Source organism: Micromonospora sp. A200 (assembly GCF_029893845.1).
Classification (GTDB): domain Bacteria; phylum Actinomycetota; class Actinomycetes; order Mycobacteriales; family Micromonosporaceae; genus Micromonospora; species Micromonospora purpureochromogenes.
Map to the genome: position 1 here is coordinate 1 of NZ_JARXXY010000004.1, position 21560 is coordinate 21560.

The window sequence follows — 21560 nt, forward strand, 5'->3', positions numbered from 1 at the left end:
GCGCAGGGCAGCAGCGGAACGGTCACCTCGTTGGCCATGCCCCCCTTCCTACGCAGGTCGGGGTGCCGGTCGCACATGGAAATAGCCGTTCGCCCTGCCCAGCCACCTGATCGTCCGAGGTGCCAGTGTGCGGGCCAGTGTGACCCAGAGCGACGGCCCAACCGCCTGACCTGCCAGAACGGGCCGCAATCAGACGTTGAAGCGGAACTCCGTACGTCGGATTTGTGAGCTGCTGTGATGGTTCTGCACCCGCTCTGACCTGTGCTTGTTCTGCTTGGTCGAGTTGGCTCGCGTTGGTCATCTGCGGAGAACTTGCGGACTTTCTGCGGACCGATGCCCGGAAAGCATTGCAACTTATGCGCCTGTCGCATAGAGTCAACGTATTCAACAAAGACGGGCCGGGCAGGAGCGCCAACTCCTGTTACCCCGGCCCTTGATCGCCTAGTAGGAGGCGACCCGTGGGAATCATCGCATCCGTCCCCGTCCCCGCCGGTAACCGGCTCATCGACGCCGACACCGCCGACCTGGCCGCTATCCGCAGGGCGGACAACGTCGGCCGCTTCCCGACCAATCAGCCGTACACCGGCCGCGCCGCCGTGCTGGTCGAGCCGCCGGCCGCGGTGATGGAGCTGGCCCGCAAGGTCGACCGGCTGGTCGTCGGAACCGACCTCACCGACGACGAGGTGGCCGCCCGGTTGGGCGTGACCGCCGACGCGGCGTTCGACGCCTACGAGGCGTTCGACAAGTACCGCCAGGCCTTCCGCCCGGCCGGCTGCCCGCCGTACTGCTCGGAGGACCACCGCGGCGAGGTGACCGAGGTCGACGGGTTCACCATCGGCCTGGTCCACGAGCGGATCCTGGCCGAGCTGACCGGGCAGGACCCCGGCTGGCACCGCGACCACCCGGCCACGGCCGTGGTGCGGGTCGAGAGCACCAGCGAGGCCAGCGTGGTCACCACCCCGACCCGTGTGGTCCTGTCCGTCTCCGAGGGCGACGAGGGCGCGTACGACGGCGAGGACACGCAGGCGTGGACTGGCACCGTCGAGCAGGCCGAGCAGCTCGCCCAGGCCCTGCTCGCCGCCGTCAGCATCACCCGCACCGCCGGCGGCACCCGGTGACCGCCCCGACCGAGCACCCGCGCTGGTGCGACCGGAGGGACTGCGAGCGTCGCGCTGAGCACCGTTCGCCGGCGGTGCACGTCGACACCAACCGGCCCGAGGCGTCGGTGGTGGACGTGGCGCTGATCCAGGGGCTGCACCCGCTCGCCGAGCCGATGGTGTCGCTGACCTCGATCGGGGGACCGGCGGCCGAGCACATCGTCATGAGCACCAGCCAGGCCCGGGTGCTGACGTACAAGGTGCGCCAGCTGCTCGACGGCGCGAAGGGTGGTGCCCGATGAACGACGCCGCCCTGTTCAACCTGCTGCTGGCCATGTTCGGCCTGCCCGTCGTCGTCCTGGTCGTCTTCCTGGTCGCCCGCGCCCTGGTCTACCGGCACGCCGACGAGTACGCCCTCGCTGCCCGCCGCGAGCTGGCCGCCATCAACCGCCGTAAGGAGCTGACCCGATGACCACCCACGGGGAGCGTCCGGCCGAGCCGGGCGAGGTGTGCACCTGCGGGCGACCCGCGGTGAAGGTGTTCACCGGCGGCCCGTGGGGCGACACCGGCTACTGCGGGCTGCCGGTCGGCGGCCAGAGCGGCCCGTGCGCGTTCTGCGGCGGCCCGCGTCACGAGAGCGAGCGGTGCCCGAGCTACCAGGTGCGGCCGTCCGCCGCCGAGCAGACCGGAGGTAACCCCCGATGACCGCCCCGACCATCAACGGCACCCGCTACCCGCAGCCCGTCGACGAGCTGCTGCCGGCCGCGCGGACGCTCGCCGACCAGCTCGGCGAGGTCCCGTCCCGTAACCGGCTCATGCGGGAGTTCCGCATCGGTGCGCCGAAGGCTGACGAGCTGCGCGCCCGGCTCGTCGACGAGCCGCCGGCGGACCCGTGGCAGTACGCCGAGGCGATCGGCCCGGATCCGCTGCCGGCCCCGGTCGTACCCGAGTCTGTGCCGCTGGTGCAGCCGGCCCCGGTCGAGCGGCCCGCTGAGCCGTCCACCGAGGTCACGCCGGCCGGTCACCTGGGTACGTCCACCCCGGCCGAGCCGGGCCGCCGGGCGGTCGCCTGGCCGGTGATCCTGCTGGCGCTGCCGGCGTTCGTGGCCATCTGGTCCGGTTGGGTCGGGCTCGGCGGACTCACCGGGTTCGGGGTGGTGCACCCCCTGCCGGGCATCGCCGACTCGGTGAGCCTGAACACCGCCATCACGCTGCCGGTCGGCGTCGAGACGTACGGCGCGTACGCCCTCTACGTGTGGCTGTCCGGTCGGGTGCCGGCCCGCGCCAAGCGGTTCGCCAAGTGGTCCGCCATCGGGTCGCTGGTCGTCGGCGCGCTGGGCCAGGTCGCCTACCACCTGCTCGTCGCTGCCGGCGTCGAGTCGGCCCCGTGGTGGATCACCACGCTCGTTTCCTGCCTGCCCGTCGCCGTGCTCGGCATGGGCGCCGCCCTCGCCCACCTCGTACGAGAGGACGTGACCAAGTGAGCGCCATCGCAGCGATCCTCGCGGCCGTGTCCGTGGCCGCCAACCTGACCGGACACCCGGCCGTCGCCATCGTCACCGGCTTCGCCGCCGCGGCGGCCGGTGTCGCCTACCACGTACGTCGCCGCCGGGAGCAGACCCGTGGCTGACGCCGATTGCACGTACTGCCCGACGTTGCAGGCGCGGCTAGCCGGTGTTGCCGGCGGGCTGCGCGCCCTGGCCGCGCTCATCGAGCGCGAGCTGACCGAAGAAACCACCATGTCCCGCCGGGAGCTGCTCGACGTGGCCGCTGTGCGGGTGTCCAACCTCGCCGACCAGGCGCAAGGGGGGTACTGACCATGACCACGCTTCCGATCGAGTACGACGACGAGCGGCACATCATCGAGGCTGACAAGGTGGGCGGCGCTGTCGACCCGGCCGACCGGCGGGCCACGTTCGCCGACGTCGTGTCGCGCACCGACCAGCGGCGCCCGATCGTGCCGGCCGTGCTCCGCTCCCCCGACGCCCGCCGGGCGCTGGTCCGCTGGTCCGCCGGCTACGGCGGACACACCGCCCTCTACCACCTGACCCGCACGCCGAAGTACGCCGCGAAGGTCAGCCTGTACGCGCCCCGCGGGGCGTGGCGGGCCTCGGCGGCGGTGGTGTGGTGGGCGGTCGGCGGGCGGGAGAACTTCCACCTGCGGCAGGAAGCGGCCAGCAAGAACGACCCGCACACGTGGCAGCAGCTCGACCGCCGGCGGGAGAAGGCGTCCGGCGCCCGCTGGTGGGCGGTCGGTGCCGGCGTCGCCCTGGTGCTGCTGCTGGTCGCCGCCGCGGTGGTGTCGGACATGCCGCCGGTCGGCTGGTATGCGCTGGTGGCCGCGCTGGTGCTGGTCGCCGCCCGGCACGGACGGCCCGCCGATCGGCCGATCGTCGACCGGGTGACCACCCGGGCGGCGTTCACCAAGCTCACCGGCGAGATGGTCCGCGCCGCGGTCGTCGCGCTGGGCATCGGCGTCAAGGAGCCGGGGCAGATCACGTTCCCACCGCCCGGTATCCACAAGGACGGGCCGGGCTGGCTGGCCCGCTTCAACCTGCCCGGCGCGATCGTCGCGACGAAGGTTCTCGAGAACCGCGACGGCCTCGCGGCGGCGCTGCGGCTGCCCGTCGACCAGGTGTGGCCGGAGGTTGGCCCCGACCACCCGGGGCAGGTCGACCTGTGGGTGGGCTACCAGCCGTCGTCCAAGATGGGCCAGCCGCGGTGGACGCTGGCCAGCGACACGGCGCGGACCAGCATCTTCGAGCCGCAGCCGTTCGGCACCGACGCCCGGCAGCGGCCGGTGTCCACGGTGCTGTTTGAGCGGAACGTGCTCATCGGTGGGCAGCCGGGCTCCGGCAAGTCCTACGCCGCGCGCACCCTTGCGACCATCGCCGCCCTCGACCCGACGTGCGAGCTGAAGATCGCCGAATTCAAGGGCACCGGCGACTTCCTCGACATGGCCGACCTGTGCAGCACCTACGCCTGCGGCGTCGACGACGAGGCGCTGTCGACCGGGCGGGACATCATCGCGTGGGCACTGGCCGAGTGCGAGCGGCGCGGCGAGCGGATCAAGCGGGCACGGGAGCGCGGCGAGGCACCGCTAGGGAAGGTGACGCCGGAGCTGGCCGCGAAGCGCGGCAGCGGCCTGCACCCGGTGTTCGTCCTGCTCGACGAGGTGCACGAGCTGTTCCTGGCCTACCCGGACGCCGCCGACATGGCCGAGCGGGTCGCCAAGCGGGGCCGGGCGCTGGGCATCATCCTCGCGCTGGCGACGCAGATCGCCGACCGGGACAGCGTCCCGCCGAACATCACCCGCTGCGTGGTCACCCGCTGGTGCCTGTCGGTCGGTGGCCAGGTCGAGAACGACATGATCCTCGGCACCGGGGCGTACAAGAAGGGCCTGACTGCCACCGTCTACCAGCCCGGCACCGACGCCGGGTGGGGCGTCATCACCGGCAACGGGCGGCCCGGGTCGGTGCGGTCGTTCTTCCCGGACCCGAAGACGGCTGCGGCGATCGTGGCCCGCGCCGCCCAGCTGCGCGGCCAGGTCATCGGCGAGGACGTCGAGCGGGTCGAGGCACGCGACATGCTCGCCGACGCCCGCGCGGTGCTCCGGCCCGGTGAGTCGGGTCTGCCGTGGGCGGTGCTCGCCGCCCGGCTGGCCGAGCAGTGGCCGGAGATGTACGCCGGCGTGACGGCCGACATGGTGCGGGAGTCCCTGGCCCGGTACGGCGTCGACAGCCAGGACGTGAAGGTCGGCCGGAAGAACATCAAGGGCGCCCGGAGCACGGCGCTCGACGCCGCCCAGCAGCGCCGCGAGATCGAAGCCGAGTAGGTCGCGCGGCTGGTCGCGGGTGTGCCCCTGGTCGCGGAAGTGCGACCAGGGGTGCGACCAGCCCCCACCAGCACAGACGCCCGTTGGTCGCATGGTCGCGGCACCCGCGACCAGCCCCCGAAACCGCCCCAGGAGGCACCTGATGAGAGGCACCCTCACCGCGACCGGCATCGTCCTGGTCGTCGCCCTGGTCTACGCCAGCTCGTGCATCATCCGGCCGTTCCGCGACTGCTGGTTGTGCGACGGGAAGGGCCACCACCGCAGCAAGCGGAAGTCGAAGTTGTCCCGCCCGTGCCGCTGGTGCAACCACACCGGGAAGCGGCTGCGGATCGGCCGGCGACTGTGGAACCGAGCCCGGCGGGTACACCGAGATGCCGCGGCCGGTGCGAAGATCGCCCGGTGAGAAGCCTCTACGGATACCCGGGCTACCCGCCTCCCCGGAAGCCCGGCCGCACGCGTCGAATCGTGCTCGCCATCGCCCTCCTCGTCCTGATCGGCCTGTGGCTCGCCGACCGGTAGCCTCCACCCATGCACCCGCTGACAGAGGGCGTCACCGGTCGTGGTGACGCCCTCTGCGCGTTGGGTCGGCCTGGCCGCCCGTCGCGGTGCCTGCCTCGACGAGCTGGCCGCCCGGGACGCGCGGCACAAGCTCGGACGCGGTTCAGCTACCGGCTCCTCCCGAACCTGGCCCGCAGCGCCTGCCGGTGCAGTGCCGCCTCAACCTCGGCGACCGTCGCCCGGGTGTCGTAGAGGTTGACCGTGGGCGAGCTCTGGGCCGCGGCCAGCGCCGCGATGTCCGCCGGGTGAATGCGCATCGCCCCGCCGTTCGGCACCACCGTCTCCGGGCCCCGCTCGGCGAAGGAGTAGGTGCGGCCACTCGCCCCGACACCGAACACCGGCTCCGGGATCACCCCGCCGTTGGCCATGGCGAAGTGGTCGTGGGCGTTGCCGCCGCTCCAGTTGTGCTGCCGCCACACGGCGCCGGTGAAGGTGTGGTCACGCCCGTTCAGCACGTTGTACTGCGGGAACGGGGTGATCGCTTCCTTCAACCGACCCTTGTAGTTCTGGTACATGTACCGCGCCAGCTCCCGGCTCGGCGCGTAGTCCACCGCCCGGTTCAGGGCGTGATACGACTGGCCGCCGCTGAGCGTCGTGGCGCCCGGCCGGTATCCCGAGATCAGGCTCAGCGCGGGGAACGCCTGCTTGATGAGGGCCACCATCCACGGCGCGGTCGCACCGCCCGCCGGCGGCGCCGCAACCACTCGCTTCGCCGCGTCGGACTTGGACATGACGTGCGTCTCGGTGAGGTCGATGGGGTACCGCATCCGGTCGCCCCAGTTCTTCCCGGCCAGCTGGCCGATCGCGCCGCCCGTGGCGTGCTTCGCCGCACCGGCGAACGCCCCGTCGAGGGCGGCGCGGCGTAGCTCCATCATCGCGCCGTGGCCGCCGGCGGCCTGCACCTCGCGGGCGGTCCACATGTGCTCGCCGGACGACGCCCAGATCGGCACCGAGTCCGACGTGCCCGTCCCCGGGCCGGTGATCTCACCACCGGTCGCCTTGAACGCCCTAGGGGAACCCGCATACCCGCCGAACAGGTCGCTGCGGACCTGCGCCAGCGTGCGGCCCGTCGCCAAGCTGCGCTGGAAGATGTACAGGTCGGTGAGGGCCTTGCCGATCTCCTTGAACCCGTCCAGGAACAGATCCGTGCCCTTCTTGGGCGGAATCTGCCCGTACGTGTCGATCAGCTTCTGCGTCTCAACCTTGTTCAGGCCGAGCCGCCGCGCTTCCTCCTTGACCGCCTTGATCCGGTCCTCGTGCTTCTTGGTGGCGCCCTCGATCGAGGTGCCGGTCTCGATCTCGGCGTAGAACAGCTCACCCGTGCTCTTGAGCAGGGCTTGCAGCATGTCTCGGTTGTTGCGTCCCTTGGCGTTCTGGTCGCTCAGGCTGCGGCCGTTCTTCTCGACCGCCCCGGACAGGTTGTCCCACGACGCCTCGTAGCCCTCGTTGGCCTCTGAGGCGTTGATGGCGGCGCCGTACATCTTCTCGTGCGCATCCCGCAGCAGGTCCGCCATGGCCCGCTGGGCGTCCATTGCACCCGTCACAGCCCCGGTGCGGGTCAGCAACGCGTCCATCTGCTGCCCGGCAACCGACTGCACCTCGCCCAGCAGCGCCGTGCGCTCGTTGAGTTTGTCGGCCGCGGTGGTCGTGTCGGTGTAGTACGTCGCCGCGTCACCCAGCACCCCGTTGACCTCGTCGAGGCGCGACATGTAGGTGCCCGAGGCGTCCGCGCCGGCGATCTCCGCGTCGGTCAGGCCAGCGGCCTTCAACGTCGCGAAGTCAGCCGCCTCCGCGGTGCCGATGGTGGCCTTGCGGAACGCCTCGGCTTCCTTGCTGCCGTAGGCGAACCCATCCGCCGTAAGGTCCAGCGCCGGTCCAATTTGCCTCAGGTCTTCAAGCCAGTACCGGCCCTTGTCGAGCGCCACGTCGAGGCTGTCGGAGTACCCCTTCACCGCAGCCCCGGCGTGGATGATCCCGCCACTCACCCGGATGAAGTTCGACACCGCCAGGGACATGTCGTCGATCGCCGATGCGCCCTCGTCGGCGTCCTCCGCCAACGTCGAGAACACGTCACCGGCGGCGTCACCCACCCGGTCCATGGCGGCAGCGAACGCCCCGATCACCGGGTCGGCCTTGTCCACCGCGTCAGCGAGACCGGCGATCAGCTTCCGACCGCCCGACACCGCCCCAGCGACCAGCGGATCCACGAACCGCGACGACCCGAAGATCCGATCCAGGTCAGGACCAAGGTCACGCCACCCGGCGCGGATGTCGTCGATACCGCCCAGCACGGCCGGGACGAAGTCCGCGGCCCGGCCCTCCAGGTCGCCGACGATGAACGCGCCCAGGTCCGCGCCGGCGGCCTTGACCCGGTCGTCGCGGGCCGCCAGGAGCACGCCGCCGATGACACCGCCAACACCGACGCCGCCGACCACCGCGCCGGAGATCCCAGCGGCGAGGGTGGGCGCGAGGGCCGCCGCCAGCACGCCAGCGCCGACCCCCACCGCCGCGGGCGGCGCCTTGAACGACGTGCTCAGCGACGCGAAGAACCCCTGGGAGGTGGAAACGCCGAGGGTGGTGCCGAGGTCAGGGCCGAAGTCGCCGAGCGTCTTCCGGAACCGGCCCAGGTCGCCCAGCGCCTTGTTCGCCTGCAGGCGCAGCTCAATGTTGTCCGCGTCGTCGCGGAGCTCCTCCAGCTTGCGGCTGGTCGACTCGATGGCCTTGATGGCGTCCTTCGGGTCGCCCTTGAGTTCCAGCTTCGGCAGGTCGAACGCCTTCAGCTCCCGGTCGATGCGCCGGGTCAGACTCGACGAGAACTCTTTGCCGACCTTGTCACCCTCGGGCTTGGTGTCGGTCTTCTTGAGCTTGTCCTTCAGTTCCTTGTCGAACGTCGAGGTGTCGGGAGCGACCTTGACGAATGCCTTTCTCAGGATCGCCATCAGGCGCCGCCTCCCGCCCTATCCAGCCCCACCGTCACCGCTCGTCTCATGCCCTACCCCTCTCCCTGTTCCGCCGGGCCGCCCGCCTTCTGGCAGGCCTCCGGCACCGTGCCGAACACCTCGCGGCATGTCTTCGTCCCTTGCCGGTGGCAGCCGTTCTCGGCGCACCAGCGGGCCCTCTCCCGCCTTAGGTAGGGCCACAGGTCCTCCAGGCCACGCTTCCCCGTCATCTCCTGGGCGTGCCGCAGGCCAGCGGTCAGGTTCTGCACCCACAGCGGCGTCGCACCGGCCACCCTCGCCGGCCGCGGCGCTTCCCGGCGCCTCACGAAGCCACCACGCCGCGGATGCCGTGCACACCGCGCACCCCGGTACGCCGCTGCGGCCGGCGGCCCTGCACCTGGTCGCCCTCGTCACCCGACGGCATCCGCAGCGCGGCCAGGATCCGCGCCAGCGCTATCCGCTGCTGCCGGGCCTCCACCGCCGCCGGGTGCGCCTTCATGCCCTGCGGGCTGTTGATGACCGCGCCGTCCTGCCGGATGCGCCGCTCCAGCTCGTCGAGCAGGTCAACGGTGCGGGTCGCCTCGACCAGCAGCGCCAGCTCGTGCTCGTCGAGGTCGTAGTCAGCCGTGATCGCGTGCCACAGCCGGCGACCCGGGTCGCGCAGGTCGATCGGTGGTGTCACCGTCTCCGACATCGCTCACTCTCCGTTACGGACGGTCGATAGGTCGACTTGTTCCAGGGCGGCCGACCAGCGAGCCACCTCACCGGCGGTCCTGCTCAGTGCCTCCATGGGGGTCACCCCCCACCCCGTCACGCTTCGTCACCTCGACGGACGGTCACGCTGCGTCATCAGCGAAAGCGAGCCTGAGCCGGGCCTGCGGGCTCGGTCGTACCGCGTACTCCTGCGCGGCGGTGAGCCTGGCCCGCTGGGCGTCGATGTCGGCGCGGATGCGTGCGGCCTCGCCGAGCTGGTCGGGCAGGGCGGGCGCCATCGTGGTGTCGACGGTGAGCAGCATCCGGCGGGTGTGCTCAGCGGCCAGGGCCTGCTCACCAACGGGCAGGGTGGCGGCGATCCACGCGGGTACCTCGTCGCGCAGCGCCTGGTAGGCGTCCACGTCGCCGCTGGCGGCGAACACCTCGGCGGCTTCGGCGGGGTTCTTCCCGGCGTCGAGCAGGCGGGTGACGCGGCCGGCGGCGCGGTGCTTGCGGTTCTCCTGCTCGGTGTCGCTGCGGTCGCCGGCGAGGATCCGGGCGGCGCGCTGGTCGGCCTGGTCGAGCTTGTCGTTGACCTTGGCTGACAGGTCGCGTACCTGGGCGTGGAACTGGTCGGCGGCGGCCCGGGCTCGGTCGCGCTTGGCCTCGGCGGTGTAGATCTGCGACGCGTTGATCTGCTCGACGGTCTGCCGGTGGGCCTCGGTGGCCTCGGACAGTTCGTTGATGTGCCGCTTGGCGGCGCTGTAGAAGATGTCTGCGGTCATGGTGTGTCTCCCTACTGGTCAGGCGGCCTGGGTGAGTTCGCGGCCGTCGGCGACGGCCAGCAGGTGCATGTCGTCGACGTCGGCCAGCTCGGCCGGCTTGGTGACGGGGTAGTTCATCTCGCGGCGCATCCGCTCAACGCCGGCCTGCGTGGGGTTCTTGTCGGTGGGCATCTGCCACAGCTCGGCCAGGTCGGGGTCGAGGTGGGGGCGGGCGTCGCTGTAGGCGTCGACCACTGCGGTGTCGCGCTTCTCGTATCCCCACTGGACGATCGCGCGGGCGAGCTGCTCGTCGCCGGAGGTGAGGGCGCGGCGCAGCAGGGCCAGGGCGTCGTCGGTGCTGGTGATGCGGGCGGCGCGGTCCATGGCGTCGCGGTGGCCGATCATCATGGTGGCCGGGTCGCTGGCCAGGCCGGTGAGCTTCGGCATGCCGAACAGTCGGCGCTCCAGCTCGCGGCGCCGGTCGGCGCGCTGGGTGTCCTCGCTGGCGAAGATGGCGTCCATGCGCTGCCGGGTGTTGAGGTAGGTGCGGGCGAGGTCGGCGCGCTTGCCCTCACGGCTGGCGGCCTTGTTCCCGCGGATCCGCTCGACGGTCTCGCTGTACTCGGTGAACAGCTTCTGTGCCTGTTCCTGCGCGGTGGCCATAGGTGCTCCCTGACGTGTCAGGCGGCCCGTCCTGCCCGGAAGTGCTCCAGGTCTTCCCGGTCGATCAACCACTGGTCGCCTACGCGTTGCGCGTTCAGGCGTTGTGCCGCGATTGCCGCGCGCACGCCCCGGTCGGTGATGCCGAGTCGGTGGGCCGCTTGTGTTGTTGTCAGGGGTGATCCTGTCTCGGTTTCCGGCTGTTTCCGCTGGTCAGTGCCGTGATCGGAACTGATGCCGGCCTGTTGGCGCCAGATGGCGGCGGCGGTGGCGAGGGCGACTAGGACGGAGTCGACCTCGGGGTCGGCGCCGCGGTGGCGGGTGCGCAGTTCCCACAGGTTGCCGGTGCGCTCCAGCCAGGCGGCGACGCGGGCGGGTACGACGACGGTGGGCCCGTCGAGCCCGTGGACGTAGGCGGCGGGTGGGCGCCACTCCCGGCCGGTCACTCGATCACGCCGCCGGCGAGCAGGGCGTGCACGTACGCCAGGTCGGCGTACACCTGGGCAATTGCGGTCGGGTTGAGTTGGCCGTCGGTGATGGCCGTGTCGATCCGGTCGAGGATCGGCTCGACGACTGCGGTCAGGTCGGGGTTGCCCACGGTGCGGAGCACGCGGCGCAGCCAGGCGGACTGTTCGGCCACGCGGTACAGCAGCTCGTCGCCGGCGGTGGCGGTCACCGCTGGCCGCCCTTCCCGCGGCTGCGGCCTCGCCTGGTGCGCGGTTGGACCCTGCCCGTACCCCTCGGCGTGCCCTGTTCGGCCGGCAGCGGGCCGCTCAGCGGGTTTCCGCTGGCGATGGTGGGTCGGCAGTCGCCGCAGGTTCCGTACTGGTAGATCAGCGGTCCGAGCTGGACCATGCCGGGGTAGATGCCGTCGTCGTGCTCGACTCCGGCGCACTGCCGGCCGCAGCTGTCGCAGACCGCGTCGGCGACCGGGTCGTGCTTGAGGCTGAGCAGGTGCGCGCAGCCAGGGCAGACGACCATGCCGGGTCGCCACGCGGCGGCGAGCACCGGCCGGGGCCGGGTCGCGTCGGGGTTGTGCCGGCAGGTGGTGGCCCGGCCGGCGGCGAACGCGCTGAGGGTGTCCAGCAAGCCGAGGCGCAGCCACCCGGGCAGGTCGCCGGCGGACATGCCCTTGCCCTTGCCGTCCGCGAGACGCACGGCGGCATCGGCGAGGATCGCGTGGGCCTCGGTGGCGGCGGCGTCGGCCTGGTCGACGAGCCCGACCGGCATGACGGTGCGGGCGTACTCGACGAACCGGTCATAGGCCGGGTGGAGCATCAGCCGCTCCAGCGCCAGGGCGGGGGTCATCGGTTGGCCTCCGGGTCGATGGGCCGAAGCTTCGCGGTGATGGCCTCGACAAGCTCGTCGGTGTGCGCGTTGAGCCAGGCGGTGATGGCCCGCTCGGCGGCGTCCTCGATGACCTGGGGCACGGTCACGTTGTGCTGGCTGAGCCAGAAGTCGAACGCTTCCGCTACGCCGGCGCGGGTCTGGTCGGTGCGCTTGTCGGTCACGGTCGCGCTCCTTCTGTGGTCTGGTCGGCCTGCTCGGCGCAGACCTTGTGACAAGGTCGGCCCTCGCCGTCGCGCATGAGGGCTGGGCGGCGACAGATGCGGCACGGCGCCGGGTCGCCGGTGGCGTGGCTCGACCACACGAGCCCGCTGCCCGTGCGCTCAGGCTGGGCGGTGGCCGGTGCGGCTGTCTGCTGGGGCGGTGCCGGGCTGGGCGGCTGGTCACGCCAGTACGTCGGCGAGGTGGGGCAGAGCTGGCAGGCGTTGACCAGTGGGGCGCCGGCGGTGCCGGTCGCCCGCTGGCCGCAGCAGGTGGCGCCGGTGAGGTGGCTGATCACCTCGGGACGGCGGGCCAGCAGTGCGCGGGCGAGATCGCCGGCTTCGCGCGGGCCGCGAATGGTGAGCTGACCGCCCTGCATCTCCAGCCGGAGACCGGCGGCGCGCCCACGCCCGATGAGTTGACCGATGGTCATGACCAGACCTCCTCAGCGTCCGAAGGGAGCGAAGGGAGCGAAGAGTGCGGCTCCTGGGAATCCGCTCCCTTCTCTGCTCCCTTCGTCGTGCCGGGGTCCGAAGGGAGCGCGAAGGGTGCGGTTCCTAGGGCGTCTGCTCCCTTGCTCCCTTCGCTCCCTTCGCGCTCTTCGGGGGCGTCCTTGAAGCGCCACATCCACCCGGCGTCCATGCCGGTCTTCTCGGACTTCACCCCGGCCGGCTTCTTGGCCCGCTTGAGCGCGTCCTTGCTGAAGCCGACCTTCTCGCCGGCCTTGAAGACGTCGACGGCGGCGGCCTCACCGCCGTTGTCGGTGAGGTAGCCCTTGAGCCACTCGGCGGCGTCCTTGCGCTCCTCCTGGTCCTCGGCGTCGCCGCGCTCGTTGAGGATGTCGGTGACCGACCTGTCGGAGTGGCCGAGCCAGACCAGGCGGCCGACGTGCGCGGGACCATGCCGGGTCGGCACGTCGGTGCCCTCGATCTGGTAGCTGAGCGACGGCAGGTCGAGGCGGCCGAGGCTGTTCTTGGTCTGGGTCATGACCCGGTCGCCGTCACCGTCCTTGGCGAAGCCGAACACCGACCGGGGCACGTTCTTGAAGGCACCCGACCCGGTGATGAGCGACGACGGGTCGGTGCCGGAGCCCTTGTTGAAGTGCGCGATGCCGAGCACCACGCACCGGGACCGGTCGGCGAGTCGGGCCAGCGGGTCGAGGGCGACCCGGACGTCCCGCTCCCGGTGGGTGTCGATCCCCGCGCCGATGGTCGACATGAGCGGGTCGAGCACCAGCAGCGCCGCCCCGACCCGCTTGATCTCGCGCTCGAGCAGCGAGTTGTCGGTCGGCAGGGACAGGGTGACGCCGTCGGCTTCGTCCTCGACGACCTCGACCCGGAACACCTTGTTGAGGTCCGCGCCGGCCGCCATGAGGCGGGGCACCAGTGTGTGCTTCCAGGAGTCCTCGACGGCGGCGTAGATGACCGCCATGGGTCGGCCGTACAGGGCGCCGGGCAGTTCCCCCCGCGTGATCTTCGCGGCGAGCCAGATGCCGAAGCTGCTCTTGCCGGTCCCCTCCCGGCCCGCGGACACGGACAGGGAGCCGAGCGGGATGCGGCCGCTGTTGGGCGTCAGCCCGTCCGGGTCGTCCTCCCACGCCCAGACCACCGGCTCGGGCTCGATGTCGGACGCCGGGGTGAGCACCAGCCGCCGGCGGCTGGCCTTCTCTTCCGGCCCACCGTCGGTGGTGGCCATGGTGGCGCTCCTGTCTCGCCCGCCGGTGAGCTCCGCGATGGCGGCACGCTGGTCGGCGGCGTGGTTGCTGGTCGGCGTGCCGTAGCCCTGCCGGGCGAGATCCCGGGCGGCGGCCGAGTGGTCGCCGCCGTGGTTGAGCAGGGCGTACGCGCCGAACTTGGAGTAGGACTGCTCGGCGTCGAACGGGTGCGCCGAGGTGGAGAAGTTGTGGAACCGGTCGGTGCCGCGGGCGTTGGTGGTGGCCGAGATTCCGACCGCCTTGTCCGGCCGCCGCCAGTAGCGGACCTGGCCGCCGCCGGGCCGGTGAACCTCGGTCCAGCCGTGGGGCTCCAGCACCTCGGGCCAGTCGACCTGGGCGGCGAACGCGTCGCCGGGGCTGGTCGACCCGTCAACCCGGGGCCGGGGCACGCGCGGAGCGTCGACCTGGCGCTCAGGCTCCGGCATCCGGTCGAGACACCGGAACACCCGGTGCAGTTGCTCCCGCTCGGCAGCGGTGACGGTCGGCACCTGGCCAGCGCGGCCGATGGTGACCTCCCACGGCAACCCGGTCGGGTGGGTCGGGCCGTGGGACGGGGCCACCACCACGTAGCCGCCCTCGCCGCGCGTCTCGGCCAGCACCTTGATTCGCTCACGCGGCGCCGTGGCGAGTTCCGCCTCGGTGGCGGGCCGCCGGGCCAGCGCTGTATTCCCGGGGACCGGCGCGTCGGTGATCCGGTACAGGATGTGCAGCCCGCCGGACGGGGTCCGCTCGATGTACGCGCCCGGGTCGGCGGTGAGGCGGAGCCACAGCCCGGTGAGGCCGGCGGCGGTCACGAGGTCGTCGAGTTGCGCGAGAGCGCCCTCGGCGACGGCGCGACCCTCAAGCTCCAGCATCTCCAGCCCGCCGGAGACGGCGCCGCACACGAGCCCGATGCCGGGGACGTTGACGCCGGCCAGGCTGGTCCGGGGGTACTGCTCGTGCTGGTACTGCGTCCAGGAGCCGACGCCGGGCCGCTTGCTGCCGTCCGCCGCGGTGGGCAGGACGCAATACCCGGCGTCGTGCCAGGCCAGCGCGGCAGCCCTGATCGCGTCGAGGTTCGTCACGCGGCCACCGCCAGGATGTATTCGCGCTGGCCGCAGCCGGCGGTGCGGGTGGCGCCGTCGAGGCGCAGGCCGCGGTGCAGGTGGGGGCGACGGCAGAACGGGCAGCGGGTAACGATGGCGACCGCGAGGCGCCGTCGACCAGCAGGCGGAAGGACAGACGCCGGTGCTACCGTGAGTTCGGTCGCCGTGACCTTTGATGACCCCCCGGATGCCTGCCCAGCGCCGGGGGTTCGTCGTATCTGCGTCATCTCAGGCGGCCACCTTGGTCTCGTCGTCCTCGGCGAGCCAGGCGGCGACGTCGCTCTCGGCGTACAGGACCCGCTTCCCGCGCTTCACTCCGCGCGGGCCCTTGCCGATGTGCCGCCAGTACCGCACGGTGCTCGGCGTGCTGCGGGTGATGGCGGCGACCTCTTCGGTGGTCAGGTACTTCTCCATGACGACTCCAATGCGTCTGCCGCATGAGCGGCGATGCGTTCTGCTCATGAACTCAAGCACGACCAACGCTTGCCGTCAAGCTGACGGCGCATCTAGAGTCATGCGCGTGACGCATACCGACACTTCATCAGCAGAGCAGCGCTTCGGCGCACAGGTCCGCGAGGCACGCGAGGTGCGAGGCTGGAGCCAGGAGGCTCTAGCGCGGCACCTGCGGGAGTCAGCAGGGATCGAGCTCCACCAGACCGCCGTTGCGCGGTTGGAGCGCGGCGAGCGGACGATCCGGTTCAACGAGGTAGCCGCGCTGGCCAAACTGCTCGGGCTCGACCTCCAGGCCTACTCGGCCGAGCTGCCCACCCTGACCGATGACGAGTACGAGCACGCCAAGGAATCCCTTGAGCGGACCCGCGCCCAGGAAGAACAGGCGACCCGTGACCTGCTGCGCGTACAAGACCAACTCACGGCGGAGATGCGCGACCTCACGCAGGAACGGCGGACACTCGTCGAGCAGCGGCAGGCGTTGGAAGCAATGATCCGGGCGTACGAAGAGCGCCGGGATGGGTAACGTCGCCAAGCGGCCCGATGGGAAGTACCGGGCCAGGTGGCGCGACCTGTCCGGCAAGGAGCACGCCAAGCACTTCACCAAGAAACGCGACGCAGACGCCTGGCTGGCCATCGTGGAGGGCGACAAGCTGCGCGGTCAGTACGTTGACCCGACCGACCGCACGACCGTGGCACAGTACGCCCGCCGGTGGGCTGCCGCCCGGCCCCACAACCCCCGCACCGCCAAGCGGGTCGACTCGCTGATCCGTACGCACATCGAGGGCACCAGCATTGGGTCTCGCCGACTCGTTCAGGTGCTGCCGTCCGACGCTCAGGCGTGGGTGACGGAACGCGCCCAGGTGCTCTCACCCTCGACGCTGCGGCTCCTGGTGTCGCTGGTCCGCTCGGTGTACGCCAGCGCGCAGCATGACCGTCTGGTCGGGTCCTCTCCGTTCGCGGCCCGACTGACCATGCCGGAGGCGCATCAGGAGCGGATCATCCCGCTGACCGTCGACCAGGTGCACCAGCTCGCCGACGCGATGCCGACGCGGAACCGCGCGATGGTGCTCACTCAGGCGGGGCTCGGGCTCCGAATCGGGGAGCTGCTGGCGCTGCGCCTGGTCGACGTCGACTTCCTGCGCCGGACCGTCCGGGTGGAGACGCAGATAGCGCCGGGTGAGCGGACCCGGACGGCGCCGAAAACGAGCTGGTCACGGCGTACGGTGCCGCTACCGGCACCGGTGGCGGAAGCGCTCGCTGCGCACATCGAGGGCTTTCCGCCGCCGGCGGACGGCACCCTGTTCACCACGCGGTTCGGCAAGCCGTACCGGCACGACTACTACGGCACGCGGATCTTCCAGGCCGCAGTGGCGGCGGCTGGGCTCCCGTCCAGCACGACACCGCACGACCTTCGCCACCACTACGCGAGCATCCTGCTGCACGCTGGCGAGTCGGTCGTTGCGGTCGCCGAACGGCTCGGGCACAAGAACGCCAAGCTGGTCCTGTCGACGTACGGACACCTCATGCCAGACTCCGAAGAGCGGACCCGGAAGGCTGTCGAGAATGCTTGGCGGAAGGGAGGCGCGGACTCTGCGCGGACCAGCGCTCGCGTAGAGAGCCGTAACCGCAGGTCACGGCGTTTCGTCAGACGTTGAAGCGGAACTCCACCACGTCGCCGTCCTGCATGACGTACTCCTTGCCCTCGATCCGGACCTTGCCGGCGGCCTTGGCCGCCGCCATCGATCCGGCCTCGACCAGGTCGGCGTAGGAGACGACCTCGGCCTTGATGAAGCCGCGCTGGAAGTCGCTGTGGATGACGCCCGCGGCCTCCGGCGCGGTCGCGCCGACCGGGACGGTCCAGGCGCGCGCCTCCTTGGGGCCCGCCGTCAGGTACGTCTGCAGCCCGAGCGTGCGGAAGCCGACCCGGACGAGCTGGTTGAGGCCGGGCTCGTTCTGCCCGATCGACTCCAGCAGCTCGCGGGCCTCCTCCTCGGGCAGGTCCACCAGCTCGGACTCGATCTTCGCGTCCATGAAGACCGCCTCGGCGGGCGCGACCAGCGCGCGCAGCTCGTCGAGGAACTCGGCGTTGGCCAGCTCGGCCTCGTCGACGTTGAAGACGTACAGGAAGGGCTTGGTGGTGAGCAGGTGCAGCTCGCGCAGGTGCTCCAGCTCGATCTTCGCGGCGGCGGCGCCGGCGTAGAGGGTGGTACCGCCGTCGAGCACGTCGACGGCGGCCTTGGCGGCGGCGACCGCGGCGGCCCGGTCCTTGCGGAGCTTGGCCTCCTTCTCCAGCCGCGGCAGCGCCTTCTCCAGGGTCTGGAGGTCGGCGAGGATCAGCTCGGTGTTGATCGTCTCGATGTCGTCGGCCGGGGAGATCTTCCCGTCGACATGCACCACGTTCGGGTCGGAGAACGCGCGCACCACCTGGCAGATCGCCGAGGCGTCGCGGATGTTGGCCAGGAAGGCGTTGCCCCGGCCCTGCCCCTTGGAGGCGCCCCGCACCAGGCCGGCGATGTCGACGAACGACACCGGCGCCGGCAGCACCTTCTGCGAGGAGAAGATCTCCGCGAGCGTGGCCAGCCGCTCGTCCGGCAGCCCGACGACGCCGACGTTGGGCTCGATCGTGGCGAACGGGTAGTTCGCGGCGAGCACGTCGTTCTTGGTGAGCGCGTTGAACAGGGTGCTCTTGCCGACGTTGGGCAGGCCGACGATGCCGATGGAGAGACTCACGACGAGCCAGCTTACGCCGGTGTCCGCCGACACCCGGCAGGTAGGCCCACCAGCCCGGCGAAAAGACGTCCCGGGTACGCCCACAGCGTTGCTAGCCTGCCCCGATGACGAACGGGGCGGACGAGCGGCTGCCGGAGCTCTACGTGGCGGTGGACGTCGAGGCGGACGGCCCGATCCCCGGCCCGTACAGCATGATCTCGCTGGGCATGACGGTGGCCTGGCGACCGGACCTCACCTTCTACACCGAGCTGAAGCCGATCTCCGAGGAGTTCGTGCCGGCCGCCCTCGCGGTCTCCGGGCTCGACCGGGACCGGCTGCTCCGGGAGGCGCCCACCGCCGAGGAGGCGATGGGCGCGGCCGCGAGCTGGGTCAACGGGCTGCGCCGGATCGGCCGGCCGGTCTTCCTGGCCGCGCCCGCCGTGTGGGACGGCATGTTCGTGCACTGGTACTTCGTCCGGTTCACCGGCCGCAGCCCGTTCGGCGCGACCGGCTCCGGCGTGGACCTGCGTAGCTGGTGGATGGGGCGGACCGGCTGCGAGTGGGTGCGGACCCGCAAGGGGATCATCAAGCACGAGCTGGGCCTGACCGACGTGCCGCACACCCACCACGCCGGGGAGGACGCGGCCGAGCTGGCCCAGGTCTTCGCCGCCGCGCTCCGGCACCGCCCCGGGCGGGCCGAGGCGGGCTGAACCGGGCCGCACCGTCCGCGTACCCGAAGGGGCCGGCGACCGGCGCTCAGGCGGTGAGCAGCCGGGGTTCGATCCGGGTCTCCCGGGCGCCGCCCGCGCCGTCCGGGGTCAGCTCGTACGCGGCGACGCCCTCGCGGTCGGCGACCGCCTCGGCCAGCCGGGTACCCCGGTAGACCAGCCCCACCCCGTCGTCGGTGCAGTGGCTGACCGGCAGGGTGCCGTCGCCGACCAGCCGGTGCATCAGCGGGCGGCGCTGCTCCTCGCTGTCGTAGTGCACCCCGTTGCCGTACGGCAGCCACCCGAGCCCGTCGGTGAAGGCGCGCAGCGTGCGGCCGAAGCTGTCGGTGGCACCGCCGACGTGCCAGCAGATCGAACCGGCGGAGACGCCGCCGAGCACCATGCCGGCCTCCCAGCACTCGCGCAGGATCTCCGGCAGGCCGTGCACCCGCCAGACGGCGCAGAGGTTGGCGACGCTGCCGCCACCGACCCAGATGATGTCCTGGGCGAGCAGGTGGGCGCGGATGTCGTCGACGGTCGGCATCGGGAACAGCGCCAGGTGGGAGGGGCGGAACCGGGTGCCGGCGAAGGCGCCGTAGAAGACGGTGAACGCGGTCGGCTGGTCGCCGACCGCCTGGTTGAGGTAGCAGATCTTCGGCTCGTCGGCCCCGGCCAGCTCGGCCATCAGGTCGAAGACCGGCCCGGGCTTCGCGTCCCAGGGGCCACGGTCCCGGCTGCTGAAGCCCATGCTGGTCGCGACGATGGTGGGTTCGCTGGCGGGCACGGATGATCCTTCCGTCGGGCGGGTGACGCCCCCATCCTGCGTCATCGCCGGCCCGGCCGTCGGCCCGGTCAGCCCGCTTCGGCGGCGGCGAGCAGCGCGCGCAGCAGGTCGCCCAGGCGGGTCTGGTCCGCCGGGGGCAGCGCGTCGAGGATCCGTCGCTGCACCGCCAGGCCCGCCTCGGCGGCCTCCTCGACCGCGCGCCGGCCGCTGTCGGTCAGGGTCACCCGCAGGCCCCGCCGGTCGGCGGGGTCGGGCGCGCGGCGCAGCAGCCCGGCCCGTTCCAGCCGGTCGAGTCGGCCGGTCATCCCGCCCGAGGTGAGCATCAGCGCGGCGGCCAGCTCCTTCGGCGCCAGCGTGTACGGCTCGCCGCTGCGGCGCAGCGCGGCCAGCACGTCGAACTCGCCCCGGCCGATGCCCCAGTCGGCGTAGACCCGCTCCTGCGCGTCGCCGACGATCCGGGCCAGCCGGTAGATCCGGCCGAAGACCGCCATCGGCTCGGGCCGCATCCCGGCGCGCTCGCGGCGCCACTGCTCGACGATGAGGTCGACGTCGTCCCGGTCGGTCACCCCCGGATTGTGCCCCACGTCGCCCTTCCGCTTTTCGCTCACGGGTGATTAGCTTAGTACTAAGCTACTTACTGCAAAGGGAATCGAGTGCCCGATGAGCCGTCGCCGCACCGACATCGCGTTGACCGCCCTCGCGCCCACCGTCTGGGGCACCACCTACCTGGTCACGTCCGAGCTGCTGCCGCCGGACCGGCCGCTCTGGTCCGGCGCGCTGCGGGCCCTGCCCGCCGGGCTGCTGCTGCTCGCGTTGACCCGCCGCCGGCCGCACGGCTCCTGGTGGTGGCGGGCCGCCCTGCTCGGGGCGCTGAACATCGGCGCGTTCTTTCCGCTGCTCTTCCTCGCGGCGTACCGGCTGCCGGGCGGCACCGCCGCCGTGCTCGGCGCCGCCCAGCCGCTGCTCGTCGCCGGCCTCACCGTGCTGGTGCTGCGGGACCGGCCGCACCGGCTCGCCCTGCTGGCCGCCGTGGCCGCCCCGCTGGGCGTCGCGCTGGTCGTGCTCCGGCCGGACGCCGGCACCGACCCGCTCGGCGTGGCCGCCGGCCTGGCCGGCACCGCCGCGATGGCCACCGGGCTGGTGCTCACCCGCCGCTGGGGCCGCCCGGCCGGGATCAGCACCCTCGCCGCGACGAGCTGGCAGCTCACCGCCGGCGGCCTGCTGGTCACGCCGGTCGCCGTCGCGGTCGAGGGCGCGCCGCCGGCCCCGGACGGCCCGGCCCTGCTCGGGTACGCCTGGCTCGGGCTGGTCGGCACCGCGCTGGCGTACGTGCTGTGGTTCCGGGGCGCGGCGCGGCTGCCGTTGACGCAGGTCTCCGTGCTCGGCGCGCTGAGCCCGCTGACCGCCGCCGCCTTGGGCTGGATCGTGCTGGACCAGGCGCTGAGCCCGACCCAGCTCACCGGCTTCGCGCTGGCGGTGGCGGCGATGGTGGTGGCGCAACTGCCCGCCCGCCCTGGTGGCGCGGCGCCCGGACCCGTCGGCCGCCTCGGCGGGGCGGGTCAGCCGGCCAGGCGCCAGTCCGCCCCGAGGGCGTCGGCCTCCGGCAGCGCCCCGGTGGGCAGCTCGGCCGCCGCGGCCAGCGGCAGGGTGAACCGGTGCGCGGCGGACGGGCCGGCCGCGTACGACTCGCCGAGCATCCAGCGCACCTCGTCGGCCGTCCAGCCCAGCCCGCGCCGGCCGGCGATCTCGCGAACCAGCCGCAGCCCCGGGCGGGTGTCGTCGTCGTAGAAGCGCATGCACCAGTGGTGCGCCCACATGCCCAGCGCCCGCACGCCGGCCGGATCCAGCGACGCGGCGAGCCGGCCGCACGCCGTCTCCCAGAAGGGGCGCCCCGGCTCACCGACCCGGTCCCGCTCGATCGCCCCGTACGCCGCCGGCGCCACCGCCCGCATCCGGTCGTAGAAGCCCTGCACCACCGCGCGGTCGAGCCGTGCCCGCCCCGACCGCATCAGCG

27 protein-coding genes and 1 pseudogene are annotated in these 21560 nt (G+C 72.2%); 13 read left to right on the forward strand and 15 right to left on the reverse strand.

Annotated elements, in window-relative coordinates; translation table 11 throughout:
- The first annotated feature begins 458 nt into the window (after positions 1–458).
- From M2302_RS05135 to M2302_RS05175, 9 genes are all read left to right on the forward strand, one after another.
- Entirely contained in the window at positions 459–1118 is a 660-nt protein-coding gene (locus M2302_RS05135; RefSeq protein WP_280836827.1) for a hypothetical protein, read from the forward strand.
- Positions 1119–1192: 74 nt separating this feature from the next.
- Complete coding sequence (locus M2302_RS05140; protein WP_280836828.1) at positions 1193–1399, forward strand: hypothetical protein; 207 nt, start codon at positions 1193–1195, stop codon at positions 1397–1399.
- Complete coding sequence (locus tag M2302_RS05145; protein ID WP_280836829.1) at positions 1396–1569, forward strand: hypothetical protein; 174 nt, start codon at positions 1396–1398, stop codon at positions 1567–1569. Before M2302_RS05140 ends, M2302_RS05145 begins: the two co-directional genes overlap by 4 nt.
- The gene (locus M2302_RS05150; RefSeq protein WP_280836830.1) at positions 1566–1802 is read left to right on the forward strand and encodes a hypothetical protein; all 237 of its coding nucleotides are present in this window, start codon (positions 1566–1568) and stop codon (positions 1800–1802) included. Before M2302_RS05145 ends, M2302_RS05150 begins: the two co-directional genes overlap by 4 nt.
- Positions 1799–2581: an ABC transporter permease gene (locus M2302_RS05155; RefSeq protein WP_280836831.1), complete on the forward strand. Its 783-nt coding sequence runs from the start codon at positions 1799–1801 to the stop codon at positions 2579–2581. The genes M2302_RS05150 and M2302_RS05155 overlap by 4 nt, the downstream gene beginning before the upstream one ends.
- Complete coding sequence (locus tag M2302_RS05160) at positions 2578–2727, forward strand: hypothetical protein (RefSeq protein ID WP_280836832.1); 150 nt, start codon at positions 2578–2580, stop codon at positions 2725–2727. Before M2302_RS05155 ends, M2302_RS05160 begins: the two co-directional genes overlap by 4 nt.
- Positions 2720–2914 carry a hypothetical protein gene (locus tag M2302_RS05165; RefSeq protein WP_280836833.1) on the forward strand — a complete coding sequence of 65 codons (195 nt, stop codon included), beginning with the start codon at positions 2720–2722 and terminating at the stop codon, positions 2912–2914. The genes M2302_RS05160 and M2302_RS05165 overlap by 8 nt, the downstream gene beginning before the upstream one ends.
- Positions 2915–2916: 2 nt before the next feature.
- On the forward strand, positions 2917–4932 hold the full coding sequence (locus M2302_RS05170; RefSeq protein ID WP_280836834.1) for an FtsK/SpoIIIE domain-containing protein: 2016 nt from the start codon (positions 2917–2919) through the stop codon (positions 4930–4932).
- 142 nt (positions 4933–5074) lie between these two features.
- Positions 5075–5335, forward strand: coding sequence for a hypothetical protein (locus M2302_RS05175; protein ID WP_280836835.1), 261 nt, complete (start codon positions 5075–5077; stop codon positions 5333–5335).
- Positions 5336–5597: 262 nt separating this feature from the next.
- Here M2302_RS05175 and M2302_RS05180 read toward each other — a convergent pair whose 3' ends face one another.
- The 11 genes from M2302_RS05180 to M2302_RS05230 all read right to left on the reverse strand — a co-directional run bounded on the left by M2302_RS05180 (position 5598) and on the right by M2302_RS05230 (position 15307).
- Positions 5598–8429, reverse strand: coding sequence for a hypothetical protein (locus M2302_RS05180; protein WP_280836836.1), 2832 nt, complete (start codon positions 8427–8429; stop codon positions 5598–5600).
- Between the two features lie 322 nt (positions 8430–8751).
- Positions 8752–9123, reverse strand: coding sequence for a hypothetical protein (locus M2302_RS05185; RefSeq protein ID WP_280836837.1), 372 nt, complete (start codon positions 9121–9123; stop codon positions 8752–8754).
- A 142-nt stretch (positions 9124–9265) separates the two neighbouring features.
- Positions 9266–9907 (reverse strand): hypothetical protein, encoded by a 642-nt coding sequence (locus M2302_RS05190; RefSeq protein ID WP_280836838.1) that lies wholly within the window; start codon positions 9905–9907, stop codon positions 9266–9268.
- Positions 9908–9925: 18 nt separating this feature from the next.
- Entirely contained in the window at positions 9926–10549 is a 624-nt protein-coding gene (locus M2302_RS05195) for a hypothetical protein (protein ID WP_280836839.1), read from the reverse strand.
- Between the two features lie 17 nt (positions 10550–10566).
- Positions 10567–10992 (reverse strand): helix-turn-helix domain-containing protein, encoded by a 426-nt coding sequence (locus tag M2302_RS05200; protein ID WP_280836840.1) that lies wholly within the window; start codon positions 10990–10992, stop codon positions 10567–10569.
- Positions 10989–11222, reverse strand: coding sequence for a hypothetical protein (locus M2302_RS05205; RefSeq protein WP_280836841.1), 234 nt, complete (start codon positions 11220–11222; stop codon positions 10989–10991). Before M2302_RS05205 ends, M2302_RS05200 begins: the two co-directional genes overlap by 4 nt.
- Entirely contained in the window at positions 11219–11854 is a 636-nt protein-coding gene (locus M2302_RS05210; RefSeq protein WP_280836842.1) for a hypothetical protein, read from the reverse strand. Before M2302_RS05210 ends, M2302_RS05205 begins: the two co-directional genes overlap by 4 nt.
- Positions 11851–12057: a hypothetical protein gene (locus M2302_RS05215; protein ID WP_280836843.1), complete on the reverse strand. Its 207-nt coding sequence runs from the start codon at positions 12055–12057 to the stop codon at positions 11851–11853. The genes M2302_RS05210 and M2302_RS05215 overlap by 4 nt, the downstream gene beginning before the upstream one ends.
- Complete coding sequence (locus tag M2302_RS05220; RefSeq protein WP_280836844.1) at positions 12054–12527, reverse strand: hypothetical protein; 474 nt, start codon at positions 12525–12527, stop codon at positions 12054–12056. Before M2302_RS05220 ends, M2302_RS05215 begins: the two co-directional genes overlap by 4 nt.
- Complete coding sequence (locus tag M2302_RS05225) at positions 12524–14872, reverse strand: AAA family ATPase (protein WP_280836845.1); 2349 nt, start codon at positions 14870–14872, stop codon at positions 12524–12526. The genes M2302_RS05220 and M2302_RS05225 overlap by 4 nt, the downstream gene beginning before the upstream one ends.
- Positions 14873–15121: 249 nt before the next feature.
- The gene (locus tag M2302_RS05230; RefSeq protein WP_280836846.1) at positions 15122–15307 is read right to left on the reverse strand and encodes a helix-turn-helix domain-containing protein; all 186 of its coding nucleotides are present in this window, start codon (positions 15305–15307) and stop codon (positions 15122–15124) included.
- Positions 15308–15413: 106 nt separating this feature from the next.
- Between M2302_RS05230 and M2302_RS05235 the strand changes: the two genes are divergently transcribed.
- Both M2302_RS05235 and M2302_RS05240 read left to right on the forward strand, forming a co-directional pair.
- Complete coding sequence (locus M2302_RS05235; RefSeq protein ID WP_280836847.1) at positions 15414–15869, forward strand: helix-turn-helix transcriptional regulator; 456 nt, start codon at positions 15414–15416, stop codon at positions 15867–15869.
- On the forward strand, positions 15862–17001 hold the full coding sequence (locus tag M2302_RS05240; RefSeq protein WP_280836848.1) for a site-specific integrase: 1140 nt from the start codon (positions 15862–15864) through the stop codon (positions 16999–17001). The genes M2302_RS05235 and M2302_RS05240 overlap by 8 nt, the downstream gene beginning before the upstream one ends.
- Here M2302_RS05240 and ychF read toward each other — a convergent pair.
- On the reverse strand, positions 16991–18076 hold the full coding sequence (ychF, locus tag M2302_RS05245; protein WP_280836849.1) for a redox-regulated ATPase YchF: 1086 nt from the start codon (positions 18074–18076) through the stop codon (positions 16991–16993). The genes M2302_RS05240 and ychF overlap by 11 nt on opposite strands.
- Positions 18077–18180: 104 nt before the next feature.
- Between ychF and M2302_RS05250 the strand changes: the two genes are divergently transcribed.
- Positions 18181–18765 carry an exonuclease gene (locus tag M2302_RS05250; protein WP_280836850.1) on the forward strand — a complete coding sequence of 195 codons (585 nt, stop codon included), beginning with the start codon at positions 18181–18183 and terminating at the stop codon, positions 18763–18765.
- A 46-nt stretch (positions 18766–18811) separates the two neighbouring features.
- On the opposite strand, the gene M2302_RS05255 is transcribed toward M2302_RS05250, so the two are convergent.
- The gene (locus tag M2302_RS05255; protein ID WP_280836852.1) at positions 18812–19546 is read right to left on the reverse strand and encodes a peptidase E; all 735 of its coding nucleotides are present in this window, start codon (positions 19544–19546) and stop codon (positions 18812–18814) included.
- A 68-nt stretch (positions 19547–19614) separates the two neighbouring features.
- Positions 19615–20154 (reverse strand): MarR family transcriptional regulator, encoded by a 540-nt coding sequence (locus tag M2302_RS05260; RefSeq protein WP_280836853.1) that lies wholly within the window; start codon positions 20152–20154, stop codon positions 19615–19617.
- Between the two features lie 52 nt (positions 20155–20206).
- On the opposite strand from M2302_RS05260, the pseudogene M2302_RS05265 reads away from it, so the two are divergent.
- Positions 20207–21028, forward strand: a pseudogene (locus M2302_RS05265) (EamA family transporter); the annotation flags it as partial.
- A 77-nt stretch (positions 21029–21105) separates the two neighbouring features.
- On the opposite strand, the gene M2302_RS05270 reads toward M2302_RS05265, so the two are convergent.
- Entirely contained in the window at positions 21106–21555 is a 450-nt protein-coding gene (locus M2302_RS05270) for a hypothetical protein (RefSeq protein ID WP_280836854.1), read from the reverse strand.
- Positions 21556–21560 lie beyond the last annotated feature (5 nt).